This window comes from Burkholderia sp. AU30280 (assembly GCF_020420125.1).
Classification (GTDB): Bacteria; Pseudomonadota; Gammaproteobacteria; order Burkholderiales; family Burkholderiaceae; genus Burkholderia.
The window spans coordinates 265,232-290,363 of the sequence record NZ_JAIZRY010000005.1 but is presented as its reverse complement, the minus strand read 5'-3'; the positions used below and the strand labels follow the sequence as shown (position 1 = coordinate 290,363).

At 67.7% G+C, this 25,132-nt stretch carries 22 protein-coding genes and 1 pseudogene; 9 read left to right on the top strand and 14 right to left on the bottom strand.

Annotated features, from left to right (window positions below; translation table 11 throughout):
* Positions 1-74 precede the first annotated feature (74 nt).
* Positions 75-1,478, top strand: coding sequence for a GntP family permease (locus LGN17_RS14140; protein ID WP_175952672.1), 1,404 nt, complete (start codon positions 75-77; stop codon positions 1,476-1,478).
* A gap of 246 nt (positions 1,479-1,724) precedes the next feature.
* Positions 1,725-1,988: a DUF4148 domain-containing protein gene (locus LGN17_RS14135; protein ID WP_226197355.1), complete on the top strand. Its 264-nt coding sequence runs from the start codon at positions 1,725-1,727 to the stop codon at positions 1,986-1,988.
* 77 nt (positions 1,989-2,065) lie between these two features.
* Here the strand turns inward: LGN17_RS14135 and LGN17_RS14130 are convergent, their stop codons facing one another.
* From LGN17_RS14130 to LGN17_RS14120, 3 genes are all read right to left on the bottom strand, one after another.
* Entirely contained in the window at positions 2,066-2,431 is a 366-nt protein-coding gene (locus LGN17_RS14130) for a 5-carboxymethyl-2-hydroxymuconate Delta-isomerase (protein WP_226197354.1), read from the bottom strand.
* A 74-nt stretch (positions 2,432-2,505) separates the two neighbouring features.
* Positions 2,506-4,098: a thioredoxin family protein gene (locus LGN17_RS14125; RefSeq protein ID WP_226197353.1), complete on the bottom strand. Its 1,593-nt coding sequence runs from the start codon at positions 4,096-4,098 to the stop codon at positions 2,506-2,508.
* A 272-nt stretch (positions 4,099-4,370) separates the two neighbouring features.
* A complete protein-coding gene (locus LGN17_RS14120; RefSeq protein ID WP_226197352.1) occupies positions 4,371-4,871 on the bottom strand; it encodes a GNAT family N-acetyltransferase in 501 nt (166 codons plus the stop codon).
* A 332-nt stretch (positions 4,872-5,203) separates the two neighbouring features.
* Here LGN17_RS14120 and LGN17_RS14115 point away from each other — a divergent pair.
* From LGN17_RS14115 to LGN17_RS14105, 3 genes and pseudogenes are all read left to right on the top strand, one after another.
* A pseudogene (locus LGN17_RS14115) lies at positions 5,204-6,173 on the top strand (phospholipase domain-containing protein); the annotation flags it as partial.
* Positions 6,174-6,441: 268 nt separating this feature from the next.
* Entirely contained in the window at positions 6,442-6,711 is a 270-nt protein-coding gene (locus LGN17_RS14110) for a hypothetical protein (protein WP_011353737.1), read from the top strand.
* A 159-nt stretch (positions 6,712-6,870) separates the two neighbouring features.
* Positions 6,871-7,866, top strand: coding sequence for a DedA family protein/thiosulfate sulfurtransferase GlpE (locus LGN17_RS14105; protein WP_226197351.1), 996 nt, complete (start codon positions 6,871-6,873; stop codon positions 7,864-7,866).
* Between the two features lie 54 nt (positions 7,867-7,920).
* Here the strand turns inward: LGN17_RS14105 and LGN17_RS14100 are convergent, their stop codons facing one another.
* The 7 genes from LGN17_RS14100 to LGN17_RS14070 form a co-directional block, all read right to left on the bottom strand.
* Positions 7,921-9,381, bottom strand: coding sequence for an OprD family porin (locus tag LGN17_RS14100; protein ID WP_226197350.1), 1,461 nt, complete (start codon positions 9,379-9,381; stop codon positions 7,921-7,923).
* 165 nt (positions 9,382-9,546) lie between these two features.
* Positions 9,547-10,566 (bottom strand): ABC transporter ATP-binding protein, encoded by a 1,020-nt coding sequence (locus LGN17_RS14095; protein ID WP_226197349.1) that lies wholly within the window; start codon positions 10,564-10,566, stop codon positions 9,547-9,549.
* Entirely contained in the window at positions 10,563-11,555 is a 993-nt protein-coding gene (locus tag LGN17_RS14090; protein ID WP_226197348.1) for an ABC transporter ATP-binding protein, read from the bottom strand. Before LGN17_RS14090 ends, LGN17_RS14095 begins: the two co-directional genes overlap by 4 nt.
* A 1-nt stretch (position 11,556) precedes the next feature.
* A complete protein-coding gene (locus LGN17_RS14085) occupies positions 11,557-12,459 on the bottom strand; it encodes an ABC transporter permease (RefSeq protein WP_175952682.1) in 903 nt (300 codons plus the stop codon).
* Positions 12,460-12,472: 13 nt separating this feature from the next.
* Positions 12,473-13,411 carry an ABC transporter permease subunit gene (locus LGN17_RS14080; RefSeq protein ID WP_175952683.1) on the bottom strand — a complete coding sequence of 313 codons (939 nt, stop codon included), beginning with the start codon at positions 13,409-13,411 and terminating at the stop codon, positions 12,473-12,475.
* 11 nt (positions 13,412-13,422) lie between these two features.
* Complete coding sequence (locus LGN17_RS14075) at positions 13,423-15,033, bottom strand: peptide ABC transporter substrate-binding protein (RefSeq protein ID WP_226197347.1); 1,611 nt, start codon at positions 15,031-15,033, stop codon at positions 13,423-13,425.
* A 179-nt stretch (positions 15,034-15,212) separates the two neighbouring features.
* A complete protein-coding gene (locus LGN17_RS14070; RefSeq protein WP_175952685.1) occupies positions 15,213-15,794 on the bottom strand; it encodes a cupin domain-containing protein in 582 nt (193 codons plus the stop codon).
* 499 nt (positions 15,795-16,293) lie between these two features.
* Here LGN17_RS14070 and LGN17_RS14065 point away from each other — a divergent pair, with 499 nt between their 5' ends.
* Entirely contained in the window at positions 16,294-17,814 is a 1,521-nt protein-coding gene (locus LGN17_RS14065; RefSeq protein WP_226197346.1) for a peptide MFS transporter, read from the top strand.
* A 116-nt stretch (positions 17,815-17,930) separates the two neighbouring features.
* Positions 17,931-18,137, top strand: a complete 207-nt coding sequence (locus tag LGN17_RS14060) for a hypothetical protein (protein ID WP_226197345.1) — start codon at positions 17,931-17,933, stop codon at positions 18,135-18,137.
* Positions 18,138-18,183: 46 nt separating this feature from the next.
* On the opposite strand, the gene LGN17_RS14055 is transcribed toward LGN17_RS14060, so the two are convergent.
* The 3 genes from LGN17_RS14055 to LGN17_RS14045 form a co-directional block, all read right to left on the bottom strand.
* Positions 18,184-19,305, bottom strand: a complete 1,122-nt coding sequence (locus tag LGN17_RS14055) for an OpgC domain-containing protein (protein WP_226197344.1) — start codon at positions 19,303-19,305, stop codon at positions 18,184-18,186.
* Between the two features lie 396 nt (positions 19,306-19,701).
* Entirely contained in the window at positions 19,702-20,601 is a 900-nt protein-coding gene (gene rarD, locus LGN17_RS14050; protein WP_226197343.1) for an EamA family transporter RarD, read from the bottom strand.
* A 16-nt stretch (positions 20,602-20,617) separates the two neighbouring features.
* A complete protein-coding gene (locus tag LGN17_RS14045; RefSeq protein ID WP_175952690.1) occupies positions 20,618-20,914 on the bottom strand; it encodes an acylphosphatase in 297 nt (98 codons plus the stop codon).
* Between the two features lie 176 nt (positions 20,915-21,090).
* Between LGN17_RS14045 and hpnA the strand changes: the two genes are divergently transcribed.
* Both hpnA and LGN17_RS14035 read left to right on the top strand, forming a co-directional pair.
* Positions 21,091-22,098, top strand: coding sequence for a hopanoid-associated sugar epimerase (gene hpnA, locus LGN17_RS14040; protein WP_226197342.1), 1,008 nt, complete (start codon positions 21,091-21,093; stop codon positions 22,096-22,098).
* Between the two features lie 108 nt (positions 22,099-22,206).
* A complete protein-coding gene (locus tag LGN17_RS14035; RefSeq protein ID WP_226197341.1) occupies positions 22,207-23,652 on the top strand; it encodes a phage tail protein in 1,446 nt (481 codons plus the stop codon).
* 103 nt (positions 23,653-23,755) lie between these two features.
* Here the strand turns inward: LGN17_RS14035 and LGN17_RS14030 are convergent, their stop codons facing one another.
* Positions 23,756-24,943, bottom strand: a complete 1,188-nt coding sequence (locus LGN17_RS14030; protein WP_226197340.1) for a glycosyltransferase — start codon at positions 24,941-24,943, stop codon at positions 23,756-23,758.
* Positions 24,944-25,132: the final 189 nt, after the last annotated feature.

Here is a 25,132-nt window from a genome sequence, read left to right as displayed (position 1 = left end):
ACCTGCACGAACCTGAGCCGGTCCGCGACGCGTCGCGCGATCGAACAACTATCAAAGCCATTAGGAGACTCCCCTTGTCTTTCGTGATCGTCCTCGCCGCGCTGGCGTTCCTGATGTACGCCGCGTATCGCGGCTACAGCGTGATCCTGTTCGCGCCGATCGCCGCACTCGGCGCGGTGCTCCTGACCGAACCCGCCGCCGTCGCACCGGTCTTCTCCGGCATCTTCATGGAGAAGATGGTCGGCTTCGTCAAACTGTATTTCCCGGTATTCATGCTCGGCGCCGTGTTCGGCAAGGTGATCGAACTCTCCGGGTTCTCCGAATCGATCGTTCATGCGGCGATCCGCTACATCGGCCGCTCGCGCGCGAATGCGGTGATCGTCGCGGTGTGCGCGCTGCTCACCTATGGCGGCGTGTCGCTGTTCGTCGTGGTGTTCGCGGTCTATCCGTTCGCGGCCGAACTCTATCGCCAGAGCAACATCCCGAAACGGCTGATGCCCGGCGCGATCGCGCTCGGCGCGTTCTCGTTCACGATGGATTCGCTGCCCGGCACGCCGCAGATCCAGAACATCATCCCGACCACGTTCTTCAAGACGACCGCGTGGGCCGCGCCGGCACTCGGCACGATCGGCTCGCTGTTCATCGTCGTCGTCGGCCTCACGTATCTCGAATGGCGCCGCCGCTCGGCGATGGCGAAGGGCGAAGGCTACGGCACGTCCCTCGTCAACGAGCCGGAGCGCGTCGAGGCGACGTCGCTGCCGCACCCGGCGCTCGCGATCCTGCCGCTGATCCTCGTCGGCGTGTCGAACTTCGCGTTCACGAAGCTGATCCCGCAGTGGTACGGCGCCGCGTCGTACACGGTCGCGCCGGACGTGCTGCCGGGCGTGCACACGCCGGTGACGACGTCGATCAAGACCGTCGTCGCGATCTGGTCGGTCGAGGCCGCGCTGCTGCTCGGCATCGTGCTGGTCGTACTGACCGCGTTCAATCGCGTCAGCGACCGCTTCGCAGCCGGCTCGAAAGCTGCCGTCGGCGGCGCATTGCTCGCCGCGATGAACACCGCGTCGGAATACGGCTTCGGCGGCGTGATCGCCGCGCTGCCGGGCTTCCTGGTCGTCGGCGATGCGCTGAAAAGCATCCCGAACCCGCTCGTCAACGCGGCCGTGTCGGTCAGCTCGCTCGCCGGTATCACGGGCTCGGCGTCGGGCGGCATGAGCATTGCGCTCGCCGCGATGTCGGACCTGTTCATCAAGGGTGCGCAGGCCGCCAATATCCCGCTCGACGTGCTGCACCGGGTCGTCGCGATGGCGAGCGGCGGCATGGACACGCTGCCGCACAACGGCGCGGTGATCACGCTGCTCGCGGTCACGGGTCTCACGCACCGCGAGTCGTATCGCGACATCTTCGCGGTCACGATCATCAAGACGCTCGCGGTATTCTTCGTGATCGCCGTGTACTACACGACGGGGCTCGTGTAACACCCGCCCCAGCGGCCCACCTCCGGGCCGCTGTCCGCCGGCTGCGCACATGCGGCCGGCGTCTCCTCCGCTCCCCCCTTTTTGCCGGACGCCGTCCAGGCGCTCTCGCCGGCTCACGCATTGTTGTCCGCAGCAGAACACTACGTTGGGCGTAGCGGCATTTTTCGCGAATCGGGCGAGGCCTACACTGCTTTCGACGGTCGCCGTACGCGATCGGCGCCGTCGAAAACCTGGAGGTATCCGCTCATGAATCCACTGATCCGCACCATCGCCCTGGCTGCCGCATTCGCCGCTCCCCTCGCCGCGCACGCGCAAGCCAACCAGCCGCTCACACGGGCCGAAGTTCATGCTGAAGTGGCTGCATTGAGAAAGGCCGGCTTCCAGCCGAGCGACTGGTTCTACCCGGCCAGCATTCAGGCCGCCGAGGCGAAGATCGCCCGGCAGCAGGGTGCGCCGCGGGCCACGGGCGCCGGTTACGGCAATCGCGGCGCGTACGCCACGGGCCAATAGCCCGGTTTCGCATCCGCCGGCTGCGTGCGCGTCAGCGCCACGTTCCCGGCCCGCGCAGCGCGCACCGCGCCGCCCGCTCAGCGCGGCTCGATGCTCGCTTTCGCGTAGGACTCGCGTTCCAGTTCGAGTATTTCCGCGCACAGCTGCAGGTGCGTGCCGGGCGGCGCGACGACGTGCCGCTTCAGTTCCGCCAGCACCTGCTCCGACAGTTCGCGCTTGACGTCGGTCGTCCGGCCGCTCAGCACCGCGAGCTTCGCGTGGACGAACGCGCGCGGCGCGGACGACGTGCCGACCGCGAACGTATCGAACCGCAGCGCGCGGCTCTTGATGTCGCGTTCGTCGAAATGGCCGGACGCGGCAAGCCCGGCGTTGAGCGCGCGCAGGGTCGCGCCGGCGTCGAACCCGTCGAGGTTCGCGGAATATTCGAGCGTCAGGTGGGGCATGGTGTCGGTGGCCTCGTGGGTATCGGGAAAAGCGCCGGACGGCATCCCGAAAGCCTGCGCAGCGCCACCGGATGCTATGCCTTGACCGGCTGGATCAGGCGCGCGCAGGCGCTTGCCTGCGGATCGCCGGCGGGCAGTTTCCCACAGATGCCGTCGAACTGCTTCGCGATCGACCTGACCGATGCATCGTGTGCACCGCTGCCGCGCCAGCGGTTCAACTGCGTGACGACCTTGGTCAGCGCGCGCAGGTTCGCGCCGTAGAACGCGTCGCGCGTCTTGTCGGCCTGCGCGAGCACGCTCGCGGCGATCCCTTCGATGCGCGCCGAATCGTCCGGCGCCAGTTCGACCGCATTCGCAAAGTAGGTCGCGCCCCAGCGCAGCTTCGTCGCCGGCCCGCTCGCCGAGTCATATGCCTTGCGGTACCAGTCGAGCGCCGCGGCCTTGTCGCCGCGCGCCTTCGCATTCGCGGCCAGCCCGGACATGAAGTAGTACGGCGTGGACGAGCGCGGCAACTCGGCCTTCAGCAACGCATCCGACTCGTCGTACAGCCCTGCGTCGGTCAGCGTGTCCGCGCCTTCGCTGACGAGCGCCTGCCGCTCGTACGCATTCGCGGCGCCCTGCACCGACGTGGCGATCTGTTTGCGGACGGTATCGGCCAGTGCCGGCGCGGCCAGCGGTGCCCCCTTGCGTGCATCGCCGCGCGCGAGCAGTACGCGGCCGTGCAGCGCCATCAGCCGGTCGATCGACGACAGCGTCGTATCGGTCGACAGGCGCGCAAGCGCCGCGTCGTACGCGCCGCGCAATTTCGCGCGCTGCGCGTCGTCCCCGCCGAGGTACGCGACCACACGCGCGGGCGCCGCAACCAGCACGTCCGAATCGGCGCGCGACAACGCAGGATCCTGCAGCACCGTGCGCAATGAACCGGCAAGCGACGTCTTGTCGAGCGCGCCGGCCTGCGCCGGATCGTCGGACGCGGCGACCACGGTCGACTTCAGCGCGAAGCGCGCCGATTCGGCCTTCGCACCGGCCGCCCGCGCGCGTTGCGCGAGCGACTGCAGCGTCTCGGCGACGCGATCCGCCGCCACCGGCAGCGCGCCGTCGGTATCCCACGAATAGTCGGCCAGCAGGCGCCATTCGTCCGGCGTCAGCGATGCGCCATTCTTCAGCGCGGTCGCGAGGGTCTGCCGCACAGGGTGCGCGGCCGTCATCCCGAGCGACAGCGCCTGCATGTAGCGATCGAGATCGGCTTCGCCCGGCAGCCGCGTCACTTCGGTGCCGTCGGGACGGAACAGGATCATCGTCGGATAGCCGTGCACCTTGAAGCGCTCGCCGAGCTTCTGCGCGCTTTCGGTATCGCCGTCGAGATACACGGGCACGAAGAACGACGAGCGGGCCTTGAATGCCTGCTGGCTGAAGATCGTCGACTTCACCTGGTTGCACGACGGGCACCACACCGCGCCCCAGTAGAGCAGCAGCGGCTTGCCGGTGCGCTTCGCCAACGCGAAGGCGGCGTCGACATCGCCGTGCTGCCACGCGATGCCGGGCGGCAGGTGCGCGCCATCAGACGATGCGCTCGCCACCGGGGTAGTGGGCGTAGCAGCGGCAAACGTCGCACCCGCGGCGGCGAGCAGGCAGGCGGCAGTCAGATTGCGGAGAGCGGTTTTCATCGAAGCGGGTCCGTTGAAAGAGACGGTTGCGGGAAGGCGCGGCGCGCGAAGCGATGGCTTTGAATTAACAGCCATGACGCGGTGACGATGAAGCCGGCCGGCGTGCAACGCCGCGCAGGATCGTTACGGAAAAGCGCACGCCGGCCGCGGCGCCCGGCAAATCGTTCAACGATACGACGGGCACAGCCGGGAGAAAACGAACGAATTCTCGAATGAATATGACGCGCGGCATCGCGGCTGCACGCGCTGTCGGATACGCGTCGGCCGAGCCTTCACTGTCGCGCCTTGATCCGCGCCATGTGATACACGGACGCATGCACGCCGTCGCGCAATGCATAGCCCGGCGATTCACCCTCGATCCGGAAGCCATGCTTCTCGTAGAGCGCGATCGCCGCGCGGTTGTCGGTGAACACGGTCAGCTCGAGACGCGTGATGTTCAGCCAGTTTTCCGCGAGGTCGATCGCGGCCGCGAGCAACCGGCTGCCGACGCCGCGCCCGTGATACGCCGCGTCGACCATCATGCCGAGCCCCGCCGCATGACGCCGGCGCGGATTCTGTTCGGGATGCAGGCCGAGATGGCCGACCACCGCGCCGTCGATTTCGGCGACGAGGCTCACGCCGTGCTCGCGTGCGCCTTCGAGCCGCTTCTGCCATTTCTCGAGCGACGGAAACGGATACTGCAACGTATTCGCGTACACCGCGGGATGCGCGGCGATCTGCCGGATCGCGTCGACGTCGCGCGTCTCGCTGTGCCGGATCGTGATGTCGGTCATGGGTGGGCCGGTTCCGAAAAGTCGCGCCAGTCGCGCGGACTGCGCACGTGCGCAGCAACAGATCGAGCTTATCCGATTTCACGCATTTGAAACACGGGTGTCATGCGATGCCGTTGCACCCGCAACGACACGCGATCGCGCCACGCCACCGCGAACAGGAAAAATCCGACCGATTCCGCACACTGCAATCGGTAATTCCCGACCCGCTTCCGTCGCGCATCGCTTTCCGATCGATCGTTGCGTACGCAACGTCACGCGCGCGACATGCGATGTCATGTCTTCATCACGTCGCCGTCACGCCACCTCCCTAGACTGGGCGCCGCCCAATCCGGCATGCGCCGGGCCCGCGCGTGCCGATGTGGGGGGTGTCGCCGTGGAGCCGCGGCGGCTGGGTCAACTCGCAGGTGTTCGACCATACGTCGACGCTGCGCTTCCTCGAAAAACGCTTCGGCGTCGCGGAGCCGCGGATCGGCACGTACCGCCGCGCGGTGTGCGGCGACCTGACGAGCGCGTTCAACTTCCGCTCGCCGAACCACGAACCGCTGCCGACGCTCGCGGGCCGTTCGACGAAAAGCCAGGTCGACGCGTTGAGCGCCGCGCAACAGGCCGCGCCGAAGATCGTGCCGCCGGCCGCGCCGTCGCTGCCCGCGCAGGCGACCGGCGTGCGCCCGTCGCGCGCTGAAGTTCGCGAACACGGGACGCGCCGCCGCCATGTTCCACGTCGATGACTCGCTGCAGCTCGACCGCCTGCCGCAGCGCTACGTCATCGAACCGGACAAGACACTGCACGGCGACTGGGCCGCGGGCGCCGACCATGGCGGTAAATATGACCTGTGGGTACTGTGCCCGAATGGCTGTCACCGCCGCTTCGCCGGCGACCTCGGCCGCCTGGCCGGTACACGCGCGCCGCATCCGGAAGTGCGCGTCGGCTCTGCGGGCGCGAGCGGCAACCTCCATCCGCGGCTGCGCAACCACGGCGACGGCACGGTGCGCTTCACCATGAAGTCGAACCCGGTCTACGGGCCGCCGTCCGGCCGCGGCGCACACGACGATCGCGGTCATGGCCACGGCAACGATGCCGGCAACAGCCAGGGTCGCGGCCACGATCACGGCACCGGTACCACGTGGACGGTCACGGTGCGCGCCGGCGACCAGGCCGAGTTGCACCGGAAACTCGACTCAACCGGCCACGGGTACGACTTCATCGTCATCGCGGACAGCGGCACAAGTTTCTCGCGCCGCGTCGAAACCGGCCGCCGCTCGGTCAGCGACCCGGCGATGGGGCTTGCCGACCGCTTCTGATGCCGCCGCGGCGACCCGCGTTGCGCCGCGTGTCGCCGCCCGGGCCGGCCCGGCCGCGAACGGGGTCAGGCGCCGGCCGCGCTTGCGCCCGATCCGGCGCAAACGCCCGCCCCGCGCGGCTCAAACATCAGAAGGATCGGTGCTTCAGCCCTCATTTCGCCCCACGAAAATGCTCCGAATTGCGGCCCGTTCGCGTTAAACTGCGTCAAGCTGTATTCAACAAAGACATCTTCACCACGACGGCATCCACGATACGAGGATAGGTTCGATGCGCACTACCGGCTCATCCGGGGCAATGACCCTGCTCACCGAACACGACCCGGCCGACGGCCGCGAATTGCGCTCGCTCCGGCTCGAAGCAACCGGCGACGGCAAGAGCGTGCTGCTGATCGAGATCGACGAACGCAAGCCCGGCATCCACCGCGAAGTCCGCTACGAGATCACGCCGGCCGAACTGATCGCGGCGATCCGCTCGCACGGCGCCGAGCTGCCCGGCGAAAACCACGGCGCAGCGTCGCTCGCCCGCACCTCCTCCTGATTGGATTTCGGACGGTGAGCCGCACGCAGGTTGCCGGCTCACCGACATCCCCCTGCCGCCGTCAGGCGCTTTGCGTTATTCCCGCCGCTGACTTGAAAAAGGCCGATAATCGGCCCATCTGCGTGCCTTCCGCACGCGTTTTCACTTCGGCCAGCCGTCATGCTCCTCCGCGACCTCGTCGCCCAATACGGGCCGCTTCTCGTCTTCGCCAACGTACTCGCGGCAGCCATCGGGCTGCCGGTGCCCGCGATGCCGACGCTCGTGCTGTTCGGCGCGATGTCCGCGATGCATCCGGCGATGATCGGCTCGCAACTGGTCACGGTGGTCGCGCTGTCGGTGCTCGGCGCACTGATCGGTGACACCGTGTGGTATCTCGCCGGCCGGCGCTTCGGCGGCACGACGCTGAAGACGATCTGCCGGCTGTCGCTGTCGCGCGACAGCTGCGTGAAGAAAACCGAACGCTTCTTCGGCCGCTACGGCGTGCGCGTGCTCGCCGTCGCGCGCTTCATTCCGGGGCTGTCGCTCGTGTCGGTGCCGATGGCCGGCGCGTTCGGCACACGCTATCGCACGTTCGTCGGCTACGATGCGCTCGGCGCCGCGCTGTGGACGATCGTCGGGCTGGTGATCGGGATGATGTTCTATCGCCAGATCGACTGGCTGTTCGCCGGTGCGGGCCAGCTCGGCCGCGTGGCGCTGCTGGCGGCCGTCGCGGTGCTGGCGGTGTACGCGGCGATCCGCTGGATGCGCCGCCGCGCACTGATCCGCCAGCTCGCGAGCGCGCGGATCGGCGTCGACGAGCTCGACGCGATGCTGCGCGATACAGGCGCGCCGGTGGTCCTCGACGTGCGCTCGCCCGAGCACCGCAAGCTCGACCCGTTCACGATTCCCGGCGCGCAGTTCGCGGACGAACGCCAGATCGGCGACATCGTCGAGCGCTATCCGTTCACGCAGAAGTTCGTCGTGTACTGCTCGTGCCCGAACGAGTTCACGGCCGCGTTGATGGCGAAGCGCCTGCTCGACGCCGGCTTCACCGATGCGCTCGCGCTGCGCGGCGGCCTCGATGCATGGCGCGATACGGGCCGCCAGCTCACGTCGCTCATGGAAGACATGCCCGCTGCGAACGATCCGGTCGCGGGGCTGCACAAGCCGGCCTGATCGTTTCGATCGAAGGCCGGCCGTGCGAGGCGGGGGCGCATGCGCCCCCTGCGATCAGAACGCGTGCAGCGGCAGGTTCACGACCAGGCGGTACTCGGTGTTCGTCGCGTCCGAGTAGTGTGCCGAACCGGCGTGCCACATTGCGATGAACGTGACCTTCGTGTCCTTCAGCTTGCCGCTCTGGAACGTGTACGACGGGATGAAGCCGAACTCGTGGTGACGGCCCTGCACCGGCGCGCCGTTGCTCCAGTAGATGCTCGACTTGCTCGGGTCGTTCGCCGCGCCCGCGCTGCCGTCCGCCCCCCAGCCCGTGACGCCCCAGACCATCGCCTTGAAGCCCGGCAGGCCCGCTTCCTTGCCGTAGAACGTGTAACGCAGCTGCAGCGACTTTTCGTGCGGCGCGTTGTAGTCGACGTCCATCGAGTTGGTCAGGAAGATGCCGTTCGTTTCGTTCAGGTAGTCGAAGAACTGGTCGCCGAGCACCTGCTGGAAGCCGAGCAGCAGCTCGTGCGGGCCGTGCTGCGCGGCCAGCGACAGGCTGTACGCGTTGTTGTTGATCTTGCCTTGCAGCGCATCGCCCGTGTCGTGCGTCGAGTAGACGTTGCCGAAGCCCGTCCACTTGATCGTCTGCGGGCTGCCGATGCTGTGCTTCACCGACGCGTAGTACTGGTGCCACACGTCGTCAGCCTGGTTCGCGTACAGCGCGATTTCGCCGTTCGGCGAGTAATCCCACGTGCCGCCGACGTACGACAGGCGGTTGATGCGCGTGCCGCCGTATTGCGTCGTCAGGTTGGTGAGCGTCGTGTGACCGCGCGCGTCGGTCTTCGTGAAGCTGCCGGCCTCGAGCATCACGTTCTTGAATTCATTGCTGACGAGAGTCGCGCCGAGGAACGTCGGCGGCAGCGCGCGGTTGTCGTGCTGCTCCATGAACGGGTTGTCGACGGCCTGCAGACCGTACTTGATCACCGTGTTCGAAATGCGCGCCTTCACGTCGTAGATGCCGGGATAGGCCCATGCGAGCTGGTTGCCGCCACCGCCGCCCTTCGCGATGTGCACCATGCTGCCGGCGCCCTGGCCGCCGTCGAGTTTCAGCGCCGCATACAGCGACGCGTCGAAACCGATACCGACCAGGCCCGTCGTATAGCCCGACTCGAAGTTCGCCATCGCGCCCTGGACCCACGCGTGACGATGCGGGCCGCCCTTGGCGTCGAGCACGTCCGCATAGTTGCGGAACAGGAAGTCGAGATGGCTGTCGGCAATGAAGCCCTTCGACTTCGACTGCGCCGACGGCTCATCGGGCGGCGTAACGGCCTGGGTTGCTTCGGCGTTGACAATGGCGTTCGGGGTCGTTGCCTGCGCAACGGTCGTGCCAGGTGCGGCCTGTGCGACCGTCAGCGGTGCGGGGGCCGCGTCGTCGGCGTGCGCGACGCCCGTTAGCGAGACACCGGCGAGTGCCGGCAACCCCCATGCGAGCAGCATTTTCGATGCCGTCCCGATCGTTTTCTGTTTTTTCATCGTCATTCTCGTCTTGTGTTGATATCGTCCACGCCGGTTGCGATCCGCTCCCGGCCCCCCGGCGCGCCCGGTTAAGGACGCGCCTGTACCCGCGGCGCGAAGATCGTTCGCGCCGCACCTACCCCTGTTGACCTGCCTAGGTTATGTTTGCTGCGTCACTTCAGCTCACGCCACACCCGCGCGGATGCACGCGACACGCGCGGCCGACCCCTGCCGAACTTCCGGCAGCGGCACGTCCTGCGCGCACGCTTCGATCGCGACCGGGCAGCGCGTGCGGAACGCGCAGCCGGACGGCGGGTTGAGCGGCGAGGGCATCTCGCCCGCCAGCAGCATCGGACGGCGAGCACGCTCGCGCGCCGGCTCCGGCGTCGGCGCCGCATCGAGCAGCGCCTTCGTGTACGGGTGCTGCGGCACGCCGTACACGTCATGCCGCGTGCCGAACTCCATCACGCGGCCGAGATACATCACGAGCACACGCTGGCTGATGGCCTTCACCACCGCCAGATCGTGCGCAACGAACAGATAGGACAACGACAGTTCGCGTTGAAGGTCGCGCAGCAGGTTCACGATCTGCGCCTGGATCGACACGTCGAGCGCCGATACGGGTTCGTCGCAGATCACGAGCTTCGGCTCGCCGATCAGCGCGCGTGCGATGCCGACGCGCTGGCACTGGCCGCCCGAGAATTCGTGCGGATAACGCAGCAGGTGATGCGCGTTCAGGCCGACGCGCTCGAGCATCGCGACCACGCGGCGGCGCACCTCGGTGCGGCCGAGGCCGGCCTGGTGCGTGACGAGCGGCTCGGCGACGACCTGCTCGATCGTCATGCGCGGATCGAGCGACGCGAGCGGATCCTGGAAGATCATCTGCACTTCGCGCCGCATCGCGTTGCCGCGCAGATGATCGGGCTCGACGGCTTCGCCGCGCCATTTCACGGCGCCGGCCGTCATCGGCACGAGCCCGATCAGCGCGCGCGCAAGCGTCGACTTCCCGCAGCCCGATTCGCCGACGAGCCCGACCGTCTCGCCGCGCTTCACGTCGAACGACACGCCGTCGACCGCGCGCAGCGTGCCTTTCGGCGACCACGGATAGCCGCCGAGCGGCACACGGAAATGCACTTTCAGACCATCGACGGACAGCAGCGTGTCGTCCGTCGCGCCGGCTTGGCGGCGTTCATCGACACTCATCGCAGACCTCCCGTCAGATCGGCCACCGGGCGGTGGCACGCGCGCACCGCACCCGCGGCGCCATAGGTTTCGAGCGCGGGGCGCGCCGCGCCGCAGCGTTCTTCCGCATACGTGCAGCGCTTCGCGAATGCGCAGCCGGCCGGCGCGGCGCCGGGCATCGGCGGATTGCCGGGAATCGCGACGAGCGGCGCGTCGTCCGCGTCGGTCAGGCGCGGCAGCGCGTTGAGCAGGCCGATCGTGTACGGATGCGACGGCGCCGCGAAGATCGATTCGGCCGGCGCGTATTCGACGGTGCGGCCCGCATACATGACCATCACGTCGTCCGCGAGGCCGGCGACCACGCCCATGTCGTGCGTGATCAGCACGATCGCGGTGCCGCGCTCGCGGTTCAGCTCGCGCAGCAGGTCGATGATCTGTGCCTGCACGGTCACGTCGAGCGCGGTGGTCGGCTCGTCGGCGATCAGGATTTCCGGCTCGGACAGCAGCGCCATCGCGATCATCACGCGCTGGCGCATGCCGCCCGAGAACTCGTGCGGATACATGCGGATGCGGCGCGCCGCGTCGGGAATGCGCACCGATTCGAGCGCCTCGATCGCGCGCTTCGTGGCCTCCCTGCGGGACAGCTTGCGATGCAGCTGCAGCGTCTCGGTCATCTGCCGCTCAATCGTCAGGAACGGATTGAGCGACGTCATCGGATCCTGGAAAATCATCGCGATCCGGTCGCCGCGCACCTTGTTCAGCGCGCGCGTATCCATCTCGAGCAGGTTGTCGCCGCGATAGCGCGCAACGCCCGTCGTCGTGCCGTTGCCGGCCAGCAGGCCGAGCAGCGCCATCACGGTCTGGCTCTTGCCCGAGCCCGATTCGCCGACGATGCCGAGCGTCTTGCCGGCTTCGAGCGAGAACGACACGCCGCTCACGGCGTCGACCGGCGGCGCGTCCTTGCGCGTGAAGCGCACGCCGAGGTTGTCTACTTCCAGCAGTGCAGCCATTTCAGCGATCCTTCGGGTCGAGCGCGTCACGCAGGCCATCGCCGACGAAGTTCACGCAGTAGAGCGTCACGCAAAGCATGACGGCCGGAGCCAGCAGCAGCCACGGCATCGATTCCAGTTTCTGCGCGCCGTCCTGGATCAGCACGCCCCAGCTCGTCATCGGCTCCTGCACGCCGAGGCCGAGGAACGACAGCACCGATTCGGTCAGCACGATGCCCGGCACCGAAACAGTTGCATACACAACGACCACGCCGAGCAGGTTCGGCACGATGTGGCGCAGCACGATCGACGTCGGCGTCACGCCGATCGCGCGCGCCGCATCGACGAACTCGCGGCTGCGCAGCGACAGCGTCTGGCCGCGCACGACACGCGCCATGTCGATCCACGAGAACGCGCTGATGGTCAGCACGACCAGCATGAACGAGCGGCCGAACAAGGTCATCATCAGGATCGCGATCAGCAGGTACGGGATCGCGTACATCATGTCGACGATGCGCATCATCACGGAGTCGACGCGGCCGCCCGCGAAGCCCGCGGTGGCGCCCCAGGCGACGCCGAACAGGCCCGACACGAGCGTGCCGAGCAGGCCGACCTCGATCGACACGCGGCCGCCGATCAGCGTACGTACCAGCAGGTCGCGGCCGAGCTCGTCGGTGCCGAACCAGTGCTGGTTCGCCCAGGTCGGCGGCAGGCTGATCGAGCCCCAGTCGCTCGCGGCGGGATCGGCCGCGAGCAGCCACGGGCCGACAAAGCATGCGAGCGTGATCAGCGCGAGCAGCACGAGGCTGAACACGGCCGCGCGGTTGTGAAGGAAGCGCGCCATCGCAAGCGCGAGCGGCGAGCGCGAACGCGGCGGCGAGTCGGTCTGCACGGGCAGGCCGACGACGGGAGTAGTCGGAGTCATCGCTGTGCCTCGCTCAATAACGGATGCGCGGATCGAGCCACGCGTACGCGAGGTCGACCAGCAGGTTGAACAGCACCGCGCAGACGGTCGTCAGCACGACGAGGCCGAGCACCAGCGTGTAGTCGCGATTGATGGCGCCGTTCACGACGAGCTGCCCGAGCCCCGGCAGCGCGAACACCGATTCGGTGACGACGGCCGCCGTGATCGACGAGATGCAGACCGTGCCGAACAGCGACACGACCGGCATCAGCGCGGGCTTCAGCGCGTGGCGCAGCACGATCGTCGAGCCCGGCAGGCCCTTCGCGCGCGCGGTGCGGATGTAATTGCTCGACAGCGTCTCGATCATCGAGCCGCGCATCACGCGTGCGAGCAGCGACATGTTGATGAAGGTCAGCAGCACGATCGGCAGCAGCCGGTACTGCCAGCCGCCGTCACCCCAGCCGCCCGCCGGCAGCCAGCCGTTGCCGGCCGAGGTTTTCAGCAGGATCGCGAAGATCCACACGAGCACCGGGCCGAGCACGAACGGCGGCACGACGTTGCCGATGTTGCCGATCAGCATCACGACGCGGTCGATGAAGCTGTCGCGGCGCACGGCCGCGACGGTGCCGAGCAGCACGCCGAGCCCGATCGAGATCGGGATCGACACGCCGCCTACGCCGAGACTCACCGGCAGCGCCTTGCGCACGAGATCGTTCACGGACCAGTCGACATAGCGGAACGATGGACCGAGATCGCCGTGCAGCAGCGCGTTCAGGTACATCAGGTACTGCTTCCACAGCGGCTGGTCGAGGTGGTACTTCGCGTTCAGGTTCGCGAGCGTTGCCGCGGAAAGCTGCTTCTCCGTATCGAACGGGCCGCCGGGTGTGAAGTGCAGCAGCAGGTAGCAGACGGTGACGACCGCGAGGATCGTCGGCACCGCCCACAACGTGCGTCTCAGTGCGTAGGCCAGCATGATCGCTCCGCTCAGTGCTTGATCAGGTACATGTCCTGCGAAGCACGCATGTCGATCACGTTCTTCAGCGAGTAGCCGCCCACATACGGCTTCACGAGACGGTCGGCCGAGTACTGGAACAGCGGCACCATCGGCGTGTCGTTCAGCGCGAGGTCGTGTGCCTGCGTGAGCAGCGCGGCACGCGCCTTGTCGTCGAGCTTCTGGTTGCCTTCGTCGACGAGCGCATCGGCCTGCTTGTTGCAGTAGCCGACGGTGTTCTGCGCGCTGCCGCAACGCAGCAGGTCGAAGAACGTCATCGCGTCGTTGTAATCGGCGAACCAGCCGTCGCGCGCGATCTGCACCTTGCCGTCATGCCGCTCCTTCATCAGCACCTTGAACTCGACGTTCTCGAGCTTGGTGTTGATGCCGAGCTTCGTGCGCCATTCCGACGCGGCGAACAGCGCGACCTTCTTGTGCAGGTCGTTGGTGTTGTAGGTCAGCGTAAACGACAGCGGCTTCGCGTCCGAGTAGCCGGCCTGCTTCAGCAGATTCTTCGCGTAGTCGACCCGCTTGGCCATCGGCCACGACGCCCAGTCCGGCGTGAACGGCTGCACGCCCTTCGTGCCGTTCGGCATCAGCCCGTACATCGGCTTTTCGCCGGCCTGCGTGAGCTTCGAGGTCAGCACGTCGCGATCGAGCACCATCGACAACGCCTGGCGCACGCGCTTGTCCTTCAGCGCCGGATCGCTGTTGTTCAGGTAGTAGTAGTACGTCGCGAGCTGCAGGCCCTGGCGCAGTTCGCCGCCGAACTGCTTGCTGACCTGCTGGAAGATCCCCGACGGAATCGAGTAGCTGTAGTCGATCTGGCCGGCCTGGTACATGCGCATCGCGGTCTCGTCGCTCTCGATCGGCAGGTACGTGACCTTGTTGATCACGACCTTCGGCGCGTTCCAGTACTTCGCGTCCTTCGAGATCACGATGCGGTTGTTCGGCTGCCAGTCGACCAGCTGGAACGCGCCGTTGCTGACGATGTTCCCCGGGCGCGTCCATGCGTCGCCGAGCTTCGTCACCGTGTCCTTGTTCACCGGCGCGAGCGGCACCATCGCGGTCAGCTCCGGGAAGAACGCGACCGGCACGTCGGTCGTCACCTCGAGCGTGTACGGGTCGATCGCACGCACGCCGAGCGTCGACGGCGCGGCCTTGCCGGCGATGATGTCCTTCGAGTTCTTCACGAACTCGACGAGGATCGTGTATTTCGAGCCCGTCTTCGGATCGACGAGGCGCTGCCACGCATAGACGAAATCGGCGGCCGTCACCGGCTGGCCGTTGCTCCACTTCGCGTCGTGGCGAAGCTTGAAGATCCACGTCTGCGGCGTCTTTCGCTCCCACGACAGCGCGACGCCCGGCACGACCTGGCCTGCCGCATCGATGCGGGCCAGCCCTTCGAACAGGTCGAGGCCGATCGTGTTGCCGGTCCACGACTCGATGTGCGCGGGGTCGAGCGACTCGACTTCGGCGGGCACCTGTCGCGTCAGGTCCTGTTGAGGAGCGAGCGTGACGTTCGACGGAACGGTAACGGCGTGGGCGGCAGGCGTCAGGGCGAGCGCGGCCAGCACGGCCGACATGGCATGCAAGGATTTCATCGTGGCGGTCTTGAGAAGGGTTGTTCGGTGAGCGTCGCGCGGCGGATGCCGCGGCTTACGCTTGAGACGCTGACGGGTGCAGCGATTGAGGAGGCCCGTGATTCTCGTATTGCATTTTAGTATTCCTTACGTTTCTTTCGACAGGCATTCCGTCTTCGAAACGAAGGAATACCTGTGCGTTAGAACAGCCTTGGCGTACCCACCCAGACCACCACCGACTCGATCTTCGCGGTGTTGACCCAGCTATGCGGGACCGTCGACTGATAATGCGAGCTGTCGCCGGCCTGCAGGACGAACGTCTTGCCTTCCAGCGTCAGCGACACTTCCCCTTCAATCACATACAGGAACTCCTCTCCTGCATGTGTCGTCACCTCAGACCGCTTCTGCCCCGGCGGCATCCTCACGAGGATCGCCTCCAGCTGGCGCCCTTCGGATACGTTCGTCAGCCTCGCGAACAGGTTCGCCGAATCGGCAAACCCGAAGAAGCGCAGCTGCTCGCCGCGGCAAACCGAGCGTTCCTCGCTCGGCGTATCCACAAAGTACTGCACCGTCACGCCGAGCGCGTGCGCGATACCGGCCAACGATGTCAGCGACGGCGACGCGAGCCCGCGTTCGACTTGAGACAGAAACGGCTTCGAAATCCCCGCGGCGGTAGCGGTGTCGTCGAGCGTGCGCTTGAGTCGTTGGCGCAACGCGCGAATCTTGCTGCCCAGAGCGGCGGGAGCGTCTGCCGACCGCGAGTTTTCAGTGGGGGGAACCATAGCAGGCCGAAAAGTAGTCGTCAAAAAATGTTTGATGGAAAATAACTAAGTTAGAACGATATAGCTTAGTCTTCGGGTTCGCCCACGTCTTCGGTGTTGAGCCCGGTGCACTAAACGGGACACGAAGCGAGCGAAATGACGCGCTATCTTGCCAGACTCGCCGGCTTCACAGGCAAGCTGCAAGCGGCTCTCCGGGAATCTTCGGAGGGCCGGCACGAAAGCTTACAAATAAATGATGAGACGAATGTTCCTGAAAGCTGCTGCCGCATTGGGAGTTTCCCTAAGTGGCAGATACGTGACGCACCGGACCGGCAGCCGTTACCATGCGCGCGCCGGTCGGGGCCCCTCCCCGCCACACCAGGCGGAGTCAGACCCCGGCCCGGGCTAACCGCCCGACTGTTCCATCGCCAGCACGAAGCCTACCCGGCCCATTGTGCACCGGCGCCAGTTCGACCCCCAGACGACGCGCGATCCGTGCCGTCCGTTTCAAACGAGATTGATGATGCAACCACCTGTTTCACAAACCCGATCGTTCACGACGGTCTTCCTCATCGAAATGTGGGAGCGCTTCGGCTACTACGGCATGGCCGCGCTCCTGGTCCTCTTCATGGTCGACCGGCTCGGTTTCACCGACAGCCATGCGAACCTGACCTGGGGTGCGTTCACCGCACTCGTCTATGCTGCGCCGTCGATCGGCGGCTGGATCGGCGACAAGGTGCTCGGCGCCCGCCGCACGATGATCATCGGCGCGGCCGTGCTGTGCACCGGCTACCTGATGCTGTCGGTACCGAACGATCAGCTGACGTACATGTACGCGTCGCTCGGCGTGATCGTCGTCGGCAACGGCCTGTTCAAGGCCAACGCGGCCAACCTCGTGCGCCGCATCTATGAAGGCGACGACGCGCGCATCGACAGCGCGTTCACGATCTACTACATGGCAGTCAACATCGGCTCGACGGTGTCGATGCTCGCGACGCCGTGGATCAAGGATCACTGGGGCTGGCACGCCGCGTTCGCCGTCTGCTGCGGCGGCATGCTGCTCGCGATCCTCAACTTCATGCTGATGCATCGCACGCTCGCGCACGTCGGCTCGCTGCCGGACGAGCAGCCGATCCGCTGGAAGCGCCTCGGCGCGGTCGCGCTGGGCGGCGTCGGGCTCGCGCTGATCACGCTGTACGTGCTGCAGCACAAGCAGCTCGCAGTCGCCAGCGTGTGGACGGCAGCGTTCGCGATCCTCGCGATCTTCGCATACATGATCGCGAAGTCGGAGCGCTCGGAGCGCGCGGGCCTGATCGCGGCACTCGTGCTGATCGGCCAGGTGATCCTGTTCTTCATCTTCTACGTGCAGATGTCGACGTCGCTGACGCTGTTCGCGCTGCGCAACGTCGATCCGCGCTTCATGCTGTTCGGCACGACGCTGTTCACGTGGAGCGCCGCGCAGTTCCAGGCGCTGAACCCGATCTGGATCATGCTGCTGAGCCCGGTGCTCGTGTGGGTCTACAACGCCGTCGCGAAGGGCGGCCGCGACCTGCCGGTCGCCGCGAAATACGCGCTCGGCTTCGGCGCAGTGGCCGCAGGCTACCTGGTGTTCACGATCAGCGGCCGCTACGCGGTCGACGGCCGCGTGTCGTCGTGGTTCATGGTGTGGGGCTACGGCCTCTACTCGCTCGGCGAACTGCTGGTGAGCGGCCTCGGCCTCGCGATGATCGCCCGCTACGTGCCGGCGCGCATGAGCGGCTTCATGATGGGTGCGTACTTCGTCGCGACGGGTGTGTCGCAGTATCTGGGCAGCGTCGTCGCGAACTTCGCGCAGATGCCGTCGCACGAACTGCCGGCCACCGAATCGCTGCCGCTGTACCTGTCGCTGTTCGAGAAGCTCGGCTGGCTCGCCGCGATCGGCATGTTGCTCGCGCTGCTGCTTCTGCCGCTGATGAACCGCCTGTCGCGTCAGCACCAGCGTTGTGCAGAAGAGCGCCGCGAAGAAGCGCTGCAGACGCAGGGCGTCGCCGCGGCTCAGTAAGGACTATCCCTCGGCGTGCTGCGTGCACGCCACATTCTCCCGCCGGTTGCGCGATTGCGTCCTACACTGGTTGCAAGCAGTGCATCCGCCGCGATGCGCACTGGCGGGAGAAGATCATGAAAAGCAAGACCACGAGGATACTGAGGATACTGTCGGACATCCGGTACGCGCAGCGATGCACCGCACTGCGTGCCGCCCGGGCGGCAGCCGAAGCCGACGCGGTACTCGCGGAACGCGACGATCCGGCGCCCGACGAACGCGACGACGCCGAATCCGACGACGCCACCGCCGTTCCCCGCTCCCGTATCGGCTCACCTCACTGACGCCGCGCGGCACATTCCGTGCCGCACGCGCCGCCTCCCGCGCCGCTCATGCGGCCGCGCTGCGCCACCGCGCGATCCACGTTCCCGAACCGGCCACGGCCATCATCAGCCCGAGCGCGCACGCGTCGGCCACGAGGCCCACGCCGACATGCCGCAGATCGGCGCTCCGCACGACCGGATGCAACAGCGAATCGATGACGAGCGAGATCGCCGCGCCCGCGACGAAGCAGATCAGCCCGCGCTGGCCCACGGCCACGACGGGCCGCACGCCCTGCGCGATCCGCGCGATCCAGCCGAAACGCACGCAGTCGGCCATCAGCCACGCGATGGCCGCGAAGCTCACGACGCGCGGCAGCGCGAGATCGCGCTTGAACACGCCTTCCGGCAGCGGCAGCCCCGAGAACAGCTTGTAGCTCGCGCAGCCGAGCACGACCGCGCAAGCGAGCCCGGTCGCAGCCGGCCCCCAGCGCCCGAGCGCGATGCGCCGGTAGAACGGCTGGCAGCGCGCGAGCACGCCGGCGACGAACATCAGTTGCCATGCGAACGGATTGAAACTCCAGCGGAATCCGTCGGTATCCAGCAGCTCGGGGCCGAGCCAGCCCGCCGCGATCCACGACGCGATGCCAAGCGCGACGAGCAGCCACGGATGCCGGCGCGCGAACGGCACGAGCACCGGCGACGCGAGCGCGAACAGCACATACATCGGCAGCACCGACGCGAGATAGGGCTGGCGCTGGAACGTCAGCAGCTCGGCGAGGCCCGTGAGCGGCGAGGCGAGCATCACGCTGACGTCGTCGAGCGCGAGGTTCGGCGCGTCGATCCCGTAGTGGTCGAGCACGGCCGACACGACGAGCATCAGCGTCGAGGTCGCGAGAAACGCGCGGTAGATCTGCATCGCGCGGCGCACGAACCGTTTTTGCGCAGCGCGTGCGCCGTGCCGCTCGGCGATCGCGCCATAGGCGCTCGCGGTCGCGAAGCCGCCGAGAAAGACAAAGACCTCGGCCGCGTCGCACAGCGCGAACGCGTGCAGCGTGACGCGCGACAGCACACTTGCGCCGATGTGATCGACGACGATCATCAACAGCACGATGCCGCGGAAGAAATCGACTTCGATCAGGCGGCCGCTGCGCGACGGCTGGATCGTGGCGGGCAGTCCACTCAACGACATGAGCGCACCTGCACGGCAACGGTGCGGCACGCACCGGAAAGTGAATCGGGGAGAAGGAGGCGAGCGTGATCAGCGGCGATACGCGTATGCCCGCATCGCGCCGACCCGGCCGGCCGGGCACGGAGATGACCGTTCATTGAAAGGCTGCATACGAAGGGAAATCGGTGAGGCCAGTCTAATGGCCGATCCGGGGAGACCCTAAGTAACAAAGTGCAACCGAATCTTTTGTTCGATTACGGGCGCGAGCCTTGTGGGGCAAAGCAGGCGGCGTCGCCAGACTCGCGTCGGCGCAACGCCAGTTTGCGGTCAGCATCGATGTATCTGACCGCCGCGGTGCAGTTGTTGGCGATGCACGACGCGGCACATGGCACGCGGCAGCCGCATCGCGATCGACGTTTATCTGCGCGCCGGCAGGCGCCGCATCAGCATGGCGCTATGCCACGCGGTCAGCGCAACGGCGACCCAGATCGGCCCATACGTCGCGAGCTTCGCGACGCTCAGCGTTTCGCCGAGCAGCAGCAGCGACACCGCGACGAGCAGCACCGGTTCGACGTAGCCGAGAATCCCGAACAGCGCCATCGGCAACATCCGGCTCGCCTTCAGGTAGCTCGCGAGCGCGAGCGTGCTGAGCACGCCGAGGCCCGGCAGCAGCGCAGCCCACAGCACCGGATGGTCGGCGACGCGCGTCGCGCTCGTCACGACCATCGCGAACGCGATCGGGCACAGCAGCACGATCTCGACCGCGAACGCGGCGAGCGAGTCGGCGTTGATCCGCCGGCGCAGCACGAAATACGGCGGATAGCCGAGCGCGACGACGAGCGTCGGCCACGCGAACGCGCGCGTCGCCCACACTTCGTGCGCGACGCCGAGCGCGGCACACGCGACCGCCGCCCATTGCAGCGGATCGAGCCGTTCGTGATAGTAGAAACGGCCGACGAGCACCATCGTCAGCGGCAGCAGGAAATAGCCGAGCGACACTTCGAGCATGCGGCCGTGCAGCGGCGCCCACAGGAACAGCCACAACTGCACGCCGAGCAGCGCGGCGCTCACGGGCAGCGCAAGCAGCAGACGCCGGTCGCGCACGCTGCGCCGAAGGAGGTCGACGAGCGCGGGCAAGCGGTCGCGCAGCGCGATCAGCGCGAGCGCGCCCGGTGCGGTCCACAACACGCGCCACGCGAAGATGTCGAGCCCGGTGAGCGGCGCGAGCAGTTTCGCGTAGGCGGACATCAGCGCGAACAGCATCGACGCCGCCACCGACAGCATGAGGCCGCGCCCGGCCTCCGGATACCCCGTCATGATCGTTCCGCGCCGCTTACTGCTGCTGGAAGCGCTCGAAGCGCCGTTCGGTCTGGCGCTCCTCGAACGTCACTTCGGTCACGCGCGCGGCCGGCGGCCCGTGGCGCAGCCACGCGAGCATCCGGTCGATCTGCGCGCCGGGGCCCTGGATCATCGCCTCGACGCTGCCGTCCTCGAGATTCGCGACCCAGCCGCGCAGCTTCAGCGCATGCGCCTCGCGCACCGTCGCATGACGGAAGCCGACGCCCTGCACGACGCCGCGCACCCGCACGTAGTAGGTCTCGATCCGTTCGTCCAGTTCATTGCGGCTCATCGCGTCGCCCTCCCGTTGCATTCAAGCCCGGCATTGTAGTCGCGTCGGCCGCTTCGCACACGGGCCGGAGCCTGTTCGCCGCCGTCGCGGCCTTGCGTCGCCGCGCGCGCCGACCACGTACAATCTCGCCCGTGCTCAACCGCCGCGCCGCTCGCGCGCGGCCCTGAAGGAAACGCATGACTGATACCTCCCGCGATCTCGTTCTCGTCACCGGCGCGTCCGGTTTCGTCGGCTCGGCCGTCGCACGCATTGCGCAGCAGAAAGGCTATGCGGTGCGCGTGCTCGTGCGCCCGACCAGCCCGCGCACGAACGTGGCGGACCTCGACGCCGAGATCGTCACCGGCGACATGCGCGACGAGGCGTCGATGCGCGCCGCGCTGCGCGGCGTGCGCTACATGCTGCACGTGGCGGCCGACTACCGGCTGTGGGCGCCCGATCCCGACGAGATCGAGCGCGCGAACCTCGAGGGCGCGGTCGCGACGATGCGCGCGGCGCGCGCGGAAGGCGTCGAGCGGATCGTCTACACGAGCAGCGTCGCGACGCTGAAGGTGACGAGCGCCGGCGACCCGTCCGACGAAAACCGGCCGCTCACGGCCGAGCAGGCGATCGGGGTCTACAAGCGCAGCAAGGTGCTCGCGGAACGCGCGGTCGAGCGGATGATCGCCGACGAAGGGCTGCCGGCCGTGATCGTCAATCCGTCGACGCCGATCGGCCCGCGCGACGTGAAGCCGACGCCGACCGGCCGCATCATCGTCGAGGCCGCGCTCGGCAAGATTCCCGCGTTCGTCGACACGGGGCTGAACCTCGTGCACGTCGACGACGTCGCGCACGGCCACTTCCTCGCGCTCGAGCGCGGCCGGATCGGCGAGCGCTACATCCTCGGCGGCGAGAACCTGCCGCTGCAGCAGATGCTCGCGGACATCGCGCAGATGACGGGCCGCAAGGCGCCGACGATCGCGCTGCCGCGCTGGCCGCTGTACCCGCTCGCGGTCGGCGCCGAAGCGGTCGCGAAATTCACGAAGAAGGAGCCGTTCGTCACCGTGGACGGGCTGCGGATGTCGAAGAACAAGATGTATTTCACGTCCGCGAAGGCCGAGCGCGAACTCGGCTACCGTGCGCGCCCGTACCGCGAAGGGCTGCGCGATGCGCTCGACTGGTTCGGCGCCGCAGGCTACCTGAAGTAGCACAAAGCGGCGTGCTTCACGCCGCTTTGCGCACTTTGTTACACGTCCCGCGCGGCCCGCCACCGGCGCAGCGGGTAAAATCGCGGGTCTTACGCAGAGAAGACACGCATGAACCTGAACGATCAGATCGCTTCGCTCACCGTGGGCGTCGATCAGCTCCTCCACGATCACCACGCCGCGCAGCAGGCGGCCCGCAGCGCGGAAGCCTTCGCGCGCGCCGCAGCAGCGGAAGCCCAGGCCGCCGCGCAACGTCACGCCGCCGCGGAAGCCGAAGCGCAGGCCGCCGCACAACGCCATACGGCGGCAGCCGCCGACGCCGAAGCCGCGCAACAGCGCCACGCGGAAGCCACCGCCGCCGCCGAAGCCGCCGCCCACCGTCACACGGATGCCGCCGCGCAGGCCGAAGCCGCCGCGCAGCGCCATACGGAAGCCACCGCACTGACCGAAGCGCTCGCGCAACGTCACGCGGATGCCGAAGCCGCATCGCAACGTCACGCAGCGGCGATCGCCGAAGCCGAAGCCGCCGCGCAACGCCATCACGCCGCCGCGACCGAAGCCGAAGCGGCCGCGCAGCGCCATGCGGCCGCGACCGCCGAAGCCGAGGCCGCCGCGAAGCGTCACGCGCAGGCGACTGCCGAAGCCGAAGCGGCCACGCAGCGTCACACGGCCGCGATCGCCGAAGCCGAAGCCGCCGCGCAGCGCCACAAGGCTGCGATCGCGGAAGCCGAAGCGCTCGCGCAGCAGCACATGCAGGCGATCGCGGAAACGCAGGCCGCCGCACAGCGTCATGCCGACGCGACCGCCGAGGCCGAAGCCGTCACGCAACGCCATGCCGAAGCGATCGCACAAGCCGAGGCGGCCGCGCGGCGCCACGCCGACGCCGCCGCGCAGGCCGAGGCCGTCGCGCAGCGTCATACCGAAGCGATCGCACAAGCCGAAGCGGCTGCGCAGCACCATGCGAAGGCCGTCGCCGACGCCGAGGCGCTGGTCGAGGCCGTCGTCAAGGAAGCCGCGACCCACGCGGTCGCCGCCCCGGCCGTGGCAGCCGAAGTCGTCGAACCTGCACCGGCCGACGCGCCGGCCGCGGAACCGGCCGTGATCGCGCCGGCGGCGGCGGCCGAAACGGTGGATTCGACGGCCGATGCCGAAGCGGCCATCGTCGCGACGGCGCAAGCCGAAACGGCGGTTGAAAGCGAAGCCGACGCGGCCACCACCCCGGCCCCGTCCGACAAATCGACGCTGCACGTGTCGCGTCCGTCGCAGAACGAACTCACGCTGACCATCAACGGCGAATCGATCACGCTGCATCCGGAGCAGTTGGGGCAGTTGATCGAGGAACTCGCGCATGCGCGCGCGTCGATGCAGCCGGAGCCGCCGCCCGGCATCCCGGCCGGCTGGCGCTTCGTGACGACGAAGAACCCGATGATGGCCGTGCAGAAGCAGACGAACGGCGACCGCCTGCTGGTGGCCCGCCACACGGGCTACGGCTGGGTGCCGTTCACGTTCTCGCCGGACGTCGTGGTCCAGATGTACATGATGCTGACGCAGCGCTAGGCACCGGCAGGCCGCACCGCCGAAAACGAAACAGCCCGACCGGTTTCCACCGATCGGGCTGTTTGCTTTCCGGCTGGCGGGAGGCACGCCTCCCGGGCAACGCTCAGCGATCCACCGGCGCCTGCACGCGCGCTTTCCACTGGCCGCCCTTGCCGCGCCAGTAACGCCACGCGGACGCGAACGTCGCACCGACGTAGAACAGCGCGACGAGCGGCAACGCCGGCGCCCACAGCGGCGAGCGCCGGTAGTAGCGCAGCATCGGCGCATACGCGGCGCACATCGACGCCCACGCGAGCCACGCCGGCCAAGCGCGCGCGCCATATGCGAGCGCGGCTGCGGGCGGCACGAGATAGATGATCGTCATCCCGAGCAACGTGCCGGCCAGCAGCAGCGGCGAATAGTGCAGCTGCGTGAACGCCGTGCGCGCGATCATGTTCCAGATGTCGCGCCAGCTGTCGTACGGGCGCAGCGATACGCTGCGGTCGGCCAGGTCGAGCCGGATCGGATGGCGGCCTTCGCCGCGATGCTTGATCTGCGCGGCGAGGCTGCAGTCGTCGATCAGCGCGCCGCGGATCGACTCGATGCCGCCCGCTTCCTCGAGCGCCGTACGCTTGACGAGCATGCAGCCGCCCGCGGCGCCGGCTGTCCGGTTGCGCGGATTGTTGATCCACGAGAACGGGTAGAGCTTCGCGAAGAAGAACACGAACGCCGGGATCAGCGCCTTTTCCCAGAACGAATCGCAGCGCAGCCGCACCATCAGCGAGACGAGATCGCGGTGCTCGGCCTGCGCGCGCGTGACGAGTTGCGCGACCGCGTCGGGCGGGTGGCCGATGTCGGCATCCGTCAGCAACAGGTAGTCGGCCGCCAGGCCGAGCGTCTGCACCGCGGCGATCCCCTGCGACTGCGCCCACACCTTGCCCGACCAGCCGGCCGGCAGCGGCTTCGCGGCCAGCACCGTCAGCCGGTCGGCGCGGTTGATCGCGAGCGCGGCCGCCCGGGCCGCGTCGGCGGTACCGTCGTCGCTGTGGTCATCGACAATGATCAGATGAAAATCGCCCGGGTAATCCTGCTCGAGCAGCGAAGTCGCCGCCCGGGCGATCACGTCGGCCTCGTTGCGTGCCGGCACGACCGCGACGACGGCCGGCCAGCCGGCCTCGGCCGCGGCGCCGCGCGCCTCGGGCGGCAGCGGCCGCGCGGGCACCGCGCGCCAGAAACCGCCGCGCGCGACGAGCAGCACGATCCAGATCATCAGCGACAGGCCGGACACCAGGAAAGCGAGCACCAGCATCATCGGCACGCCTCCTGTCGGGCGCCGGCATCGGCACAATCAATCGGGGTCAGGAACAAAACACCCGAAACCGCACGGGCGGCCGGGCAATACGCGTAAGAATCGACGGTCATCGAATGGCCTTGAAATGAGCGCGACGCCAGGCAGCCGGAGCGGCTGCCCGCGAAACGGCATAGTTTACTGGGTTCCGCG

Bases quoted from the DNA above. Each gene is read 5' to 3' on its own strand.
- LGN17_RS14135 (WP_226197355.1), top strand. From the start codon at position 1,725: ATGAATCCACTGATCCGCACCATCGCCCTGGCTGCCGCATTCGCCGCT.
- LGN17_RS14130 (WP_226197354.1), bottom strand. From the start codon at position 2,431: ATGCCCCACCTGACGCTCGAATATTCCGCGAACCTCGACGGGTTCGAC.
- LGN17_RS14125 (WP_226197353.1), bottom strand. From the start codon at position 4,098: ATGAAAACCGCTCTCCGCAATCTGACTGCCGCCTGCCTGCTCGCCGCC.
- LGN17_RS14120 (WP_226197352.1), bottom strand. From the start codon at position 4,871: ATGACCGACATCACGATCCGGCACAGCGAGACGCGCGACGTCGACGCG.
- LGN17_RS14110 (WP_011353737.1), top strand. From the start codon at position 6,442: ATGCGCACTACCGGCTCATCCGGGGCAATGACCCTGCTCACCGAACAC.
- LGN17_RS14105 (WP_226197351.1), top strand. From the start codon at position 6,871: ATGCTCCTCCGCGACCTCGTCGCCCAATACGGGCCGCTTCTCGTCTTC.
- LGN17_RS14100 (WP_226197350.1), bottom strand. From the start codon at position 9,381: ATGAAAAAACAGAAAACGATCGGGACGGCATCGAAAATGCTGCTCGCA.
- LGN17_RS14095 (WP_226197349.1), bottom strand. From the start codon at position 10,566: ATGAGTGTCGATGAACGCCGCCAAGCCGGCGCGACGGACGACACGCTG.
- LGN17_RS14090 (WP_226197348.1), bottom strand. From the start codon at position 11,555: ATGGCTGCACTGCTGGAAGTAGACAACCTCGGCGTGCGCTTCACGCGC.
- LGN17_RS14085 (WP_175952682.1), bottom strand. From the start codon at position 12,459: ATGACTCCGACTACTCCCGTCGTCGGCCTGCCCGTGCAGACCGACTCG.
- LGN17_RS14080 (WP_175952683.1), bottom strand. From the start codon at position 13,411: ATGCTGGCCTACGCACTGAGACGCACGTTGTGGGCGGTGCCGACGATC.
- LGN17_RS14075 (WP_226197347.1), bottom strand. From the start codon at position 15,033: ATGAAATCCTTGCATGCCATGTCGGCCGTGCTGGCCGCGCTCGCCCTG.
- LGN17_RS14070 (WP_175952685.1), bottom strand. From the start codon at position 15,794: ATGGTTCCCCCCACTGAAAACTCGCGGTCGGCAGACGCTCCCGCCGCT.
- LGN17_RS14065 (WP_226197346.1), top strand. From the start codon at position 16,294: ATGATGCAACCACCTGTTTCACAAACCCGATCGTTCACGACGGTCTTC.
- LGN17_RS14060 (WP_226197345.1), top strand. From the start codon at position 17,931: ATGAAAAGCAAGACCACGAGGATACTGAGGATACTGTCGGACATCCGG.
- LGN17_RS14055 (WP_226197344.1), bottom strand. From the start codon at position 19,305: ATGTCGTTGAGTGGACTGCCCGCCACGATCCAGCCGTCGCGCAGCGGC.
- rarD (WP_226197343.1), bottom strand. From the start codon at position 20,601: ATGACGGGGTATCCGGAGGCCGGGCGCGGCCTCATGCTGTCGGTGGCG.
- LGN17_RS14045 (WP_175952690.1), bottom strand. From the start codon at position 20,914: ATGAGCCGCAATGAACTGGACGAACGGATCGAGACCTACTACGTGCGG.
- hpnA (WP_226197342.1), top strand. From the start codon at position 21,091: ATGACTGATACCTCCCGCGATCTCGTTCTCGTCACCGGCGCGTCCGGT.
- LGN17_RS14035 (WP_226197341.1), top strand. From the start codon at position 22,207: ATGAACCTGAACGATCAGATCGCTTCGCTCACCGTGGGCGTCGATCAG.
- LGN17_RS14030 (WP_226197340.1), bottom strand. From the start codon at position 24,943: ATGATGCTGGTGCTCGCTTTCCTGGTGTCCGGCCTGTCGCTGATGATC.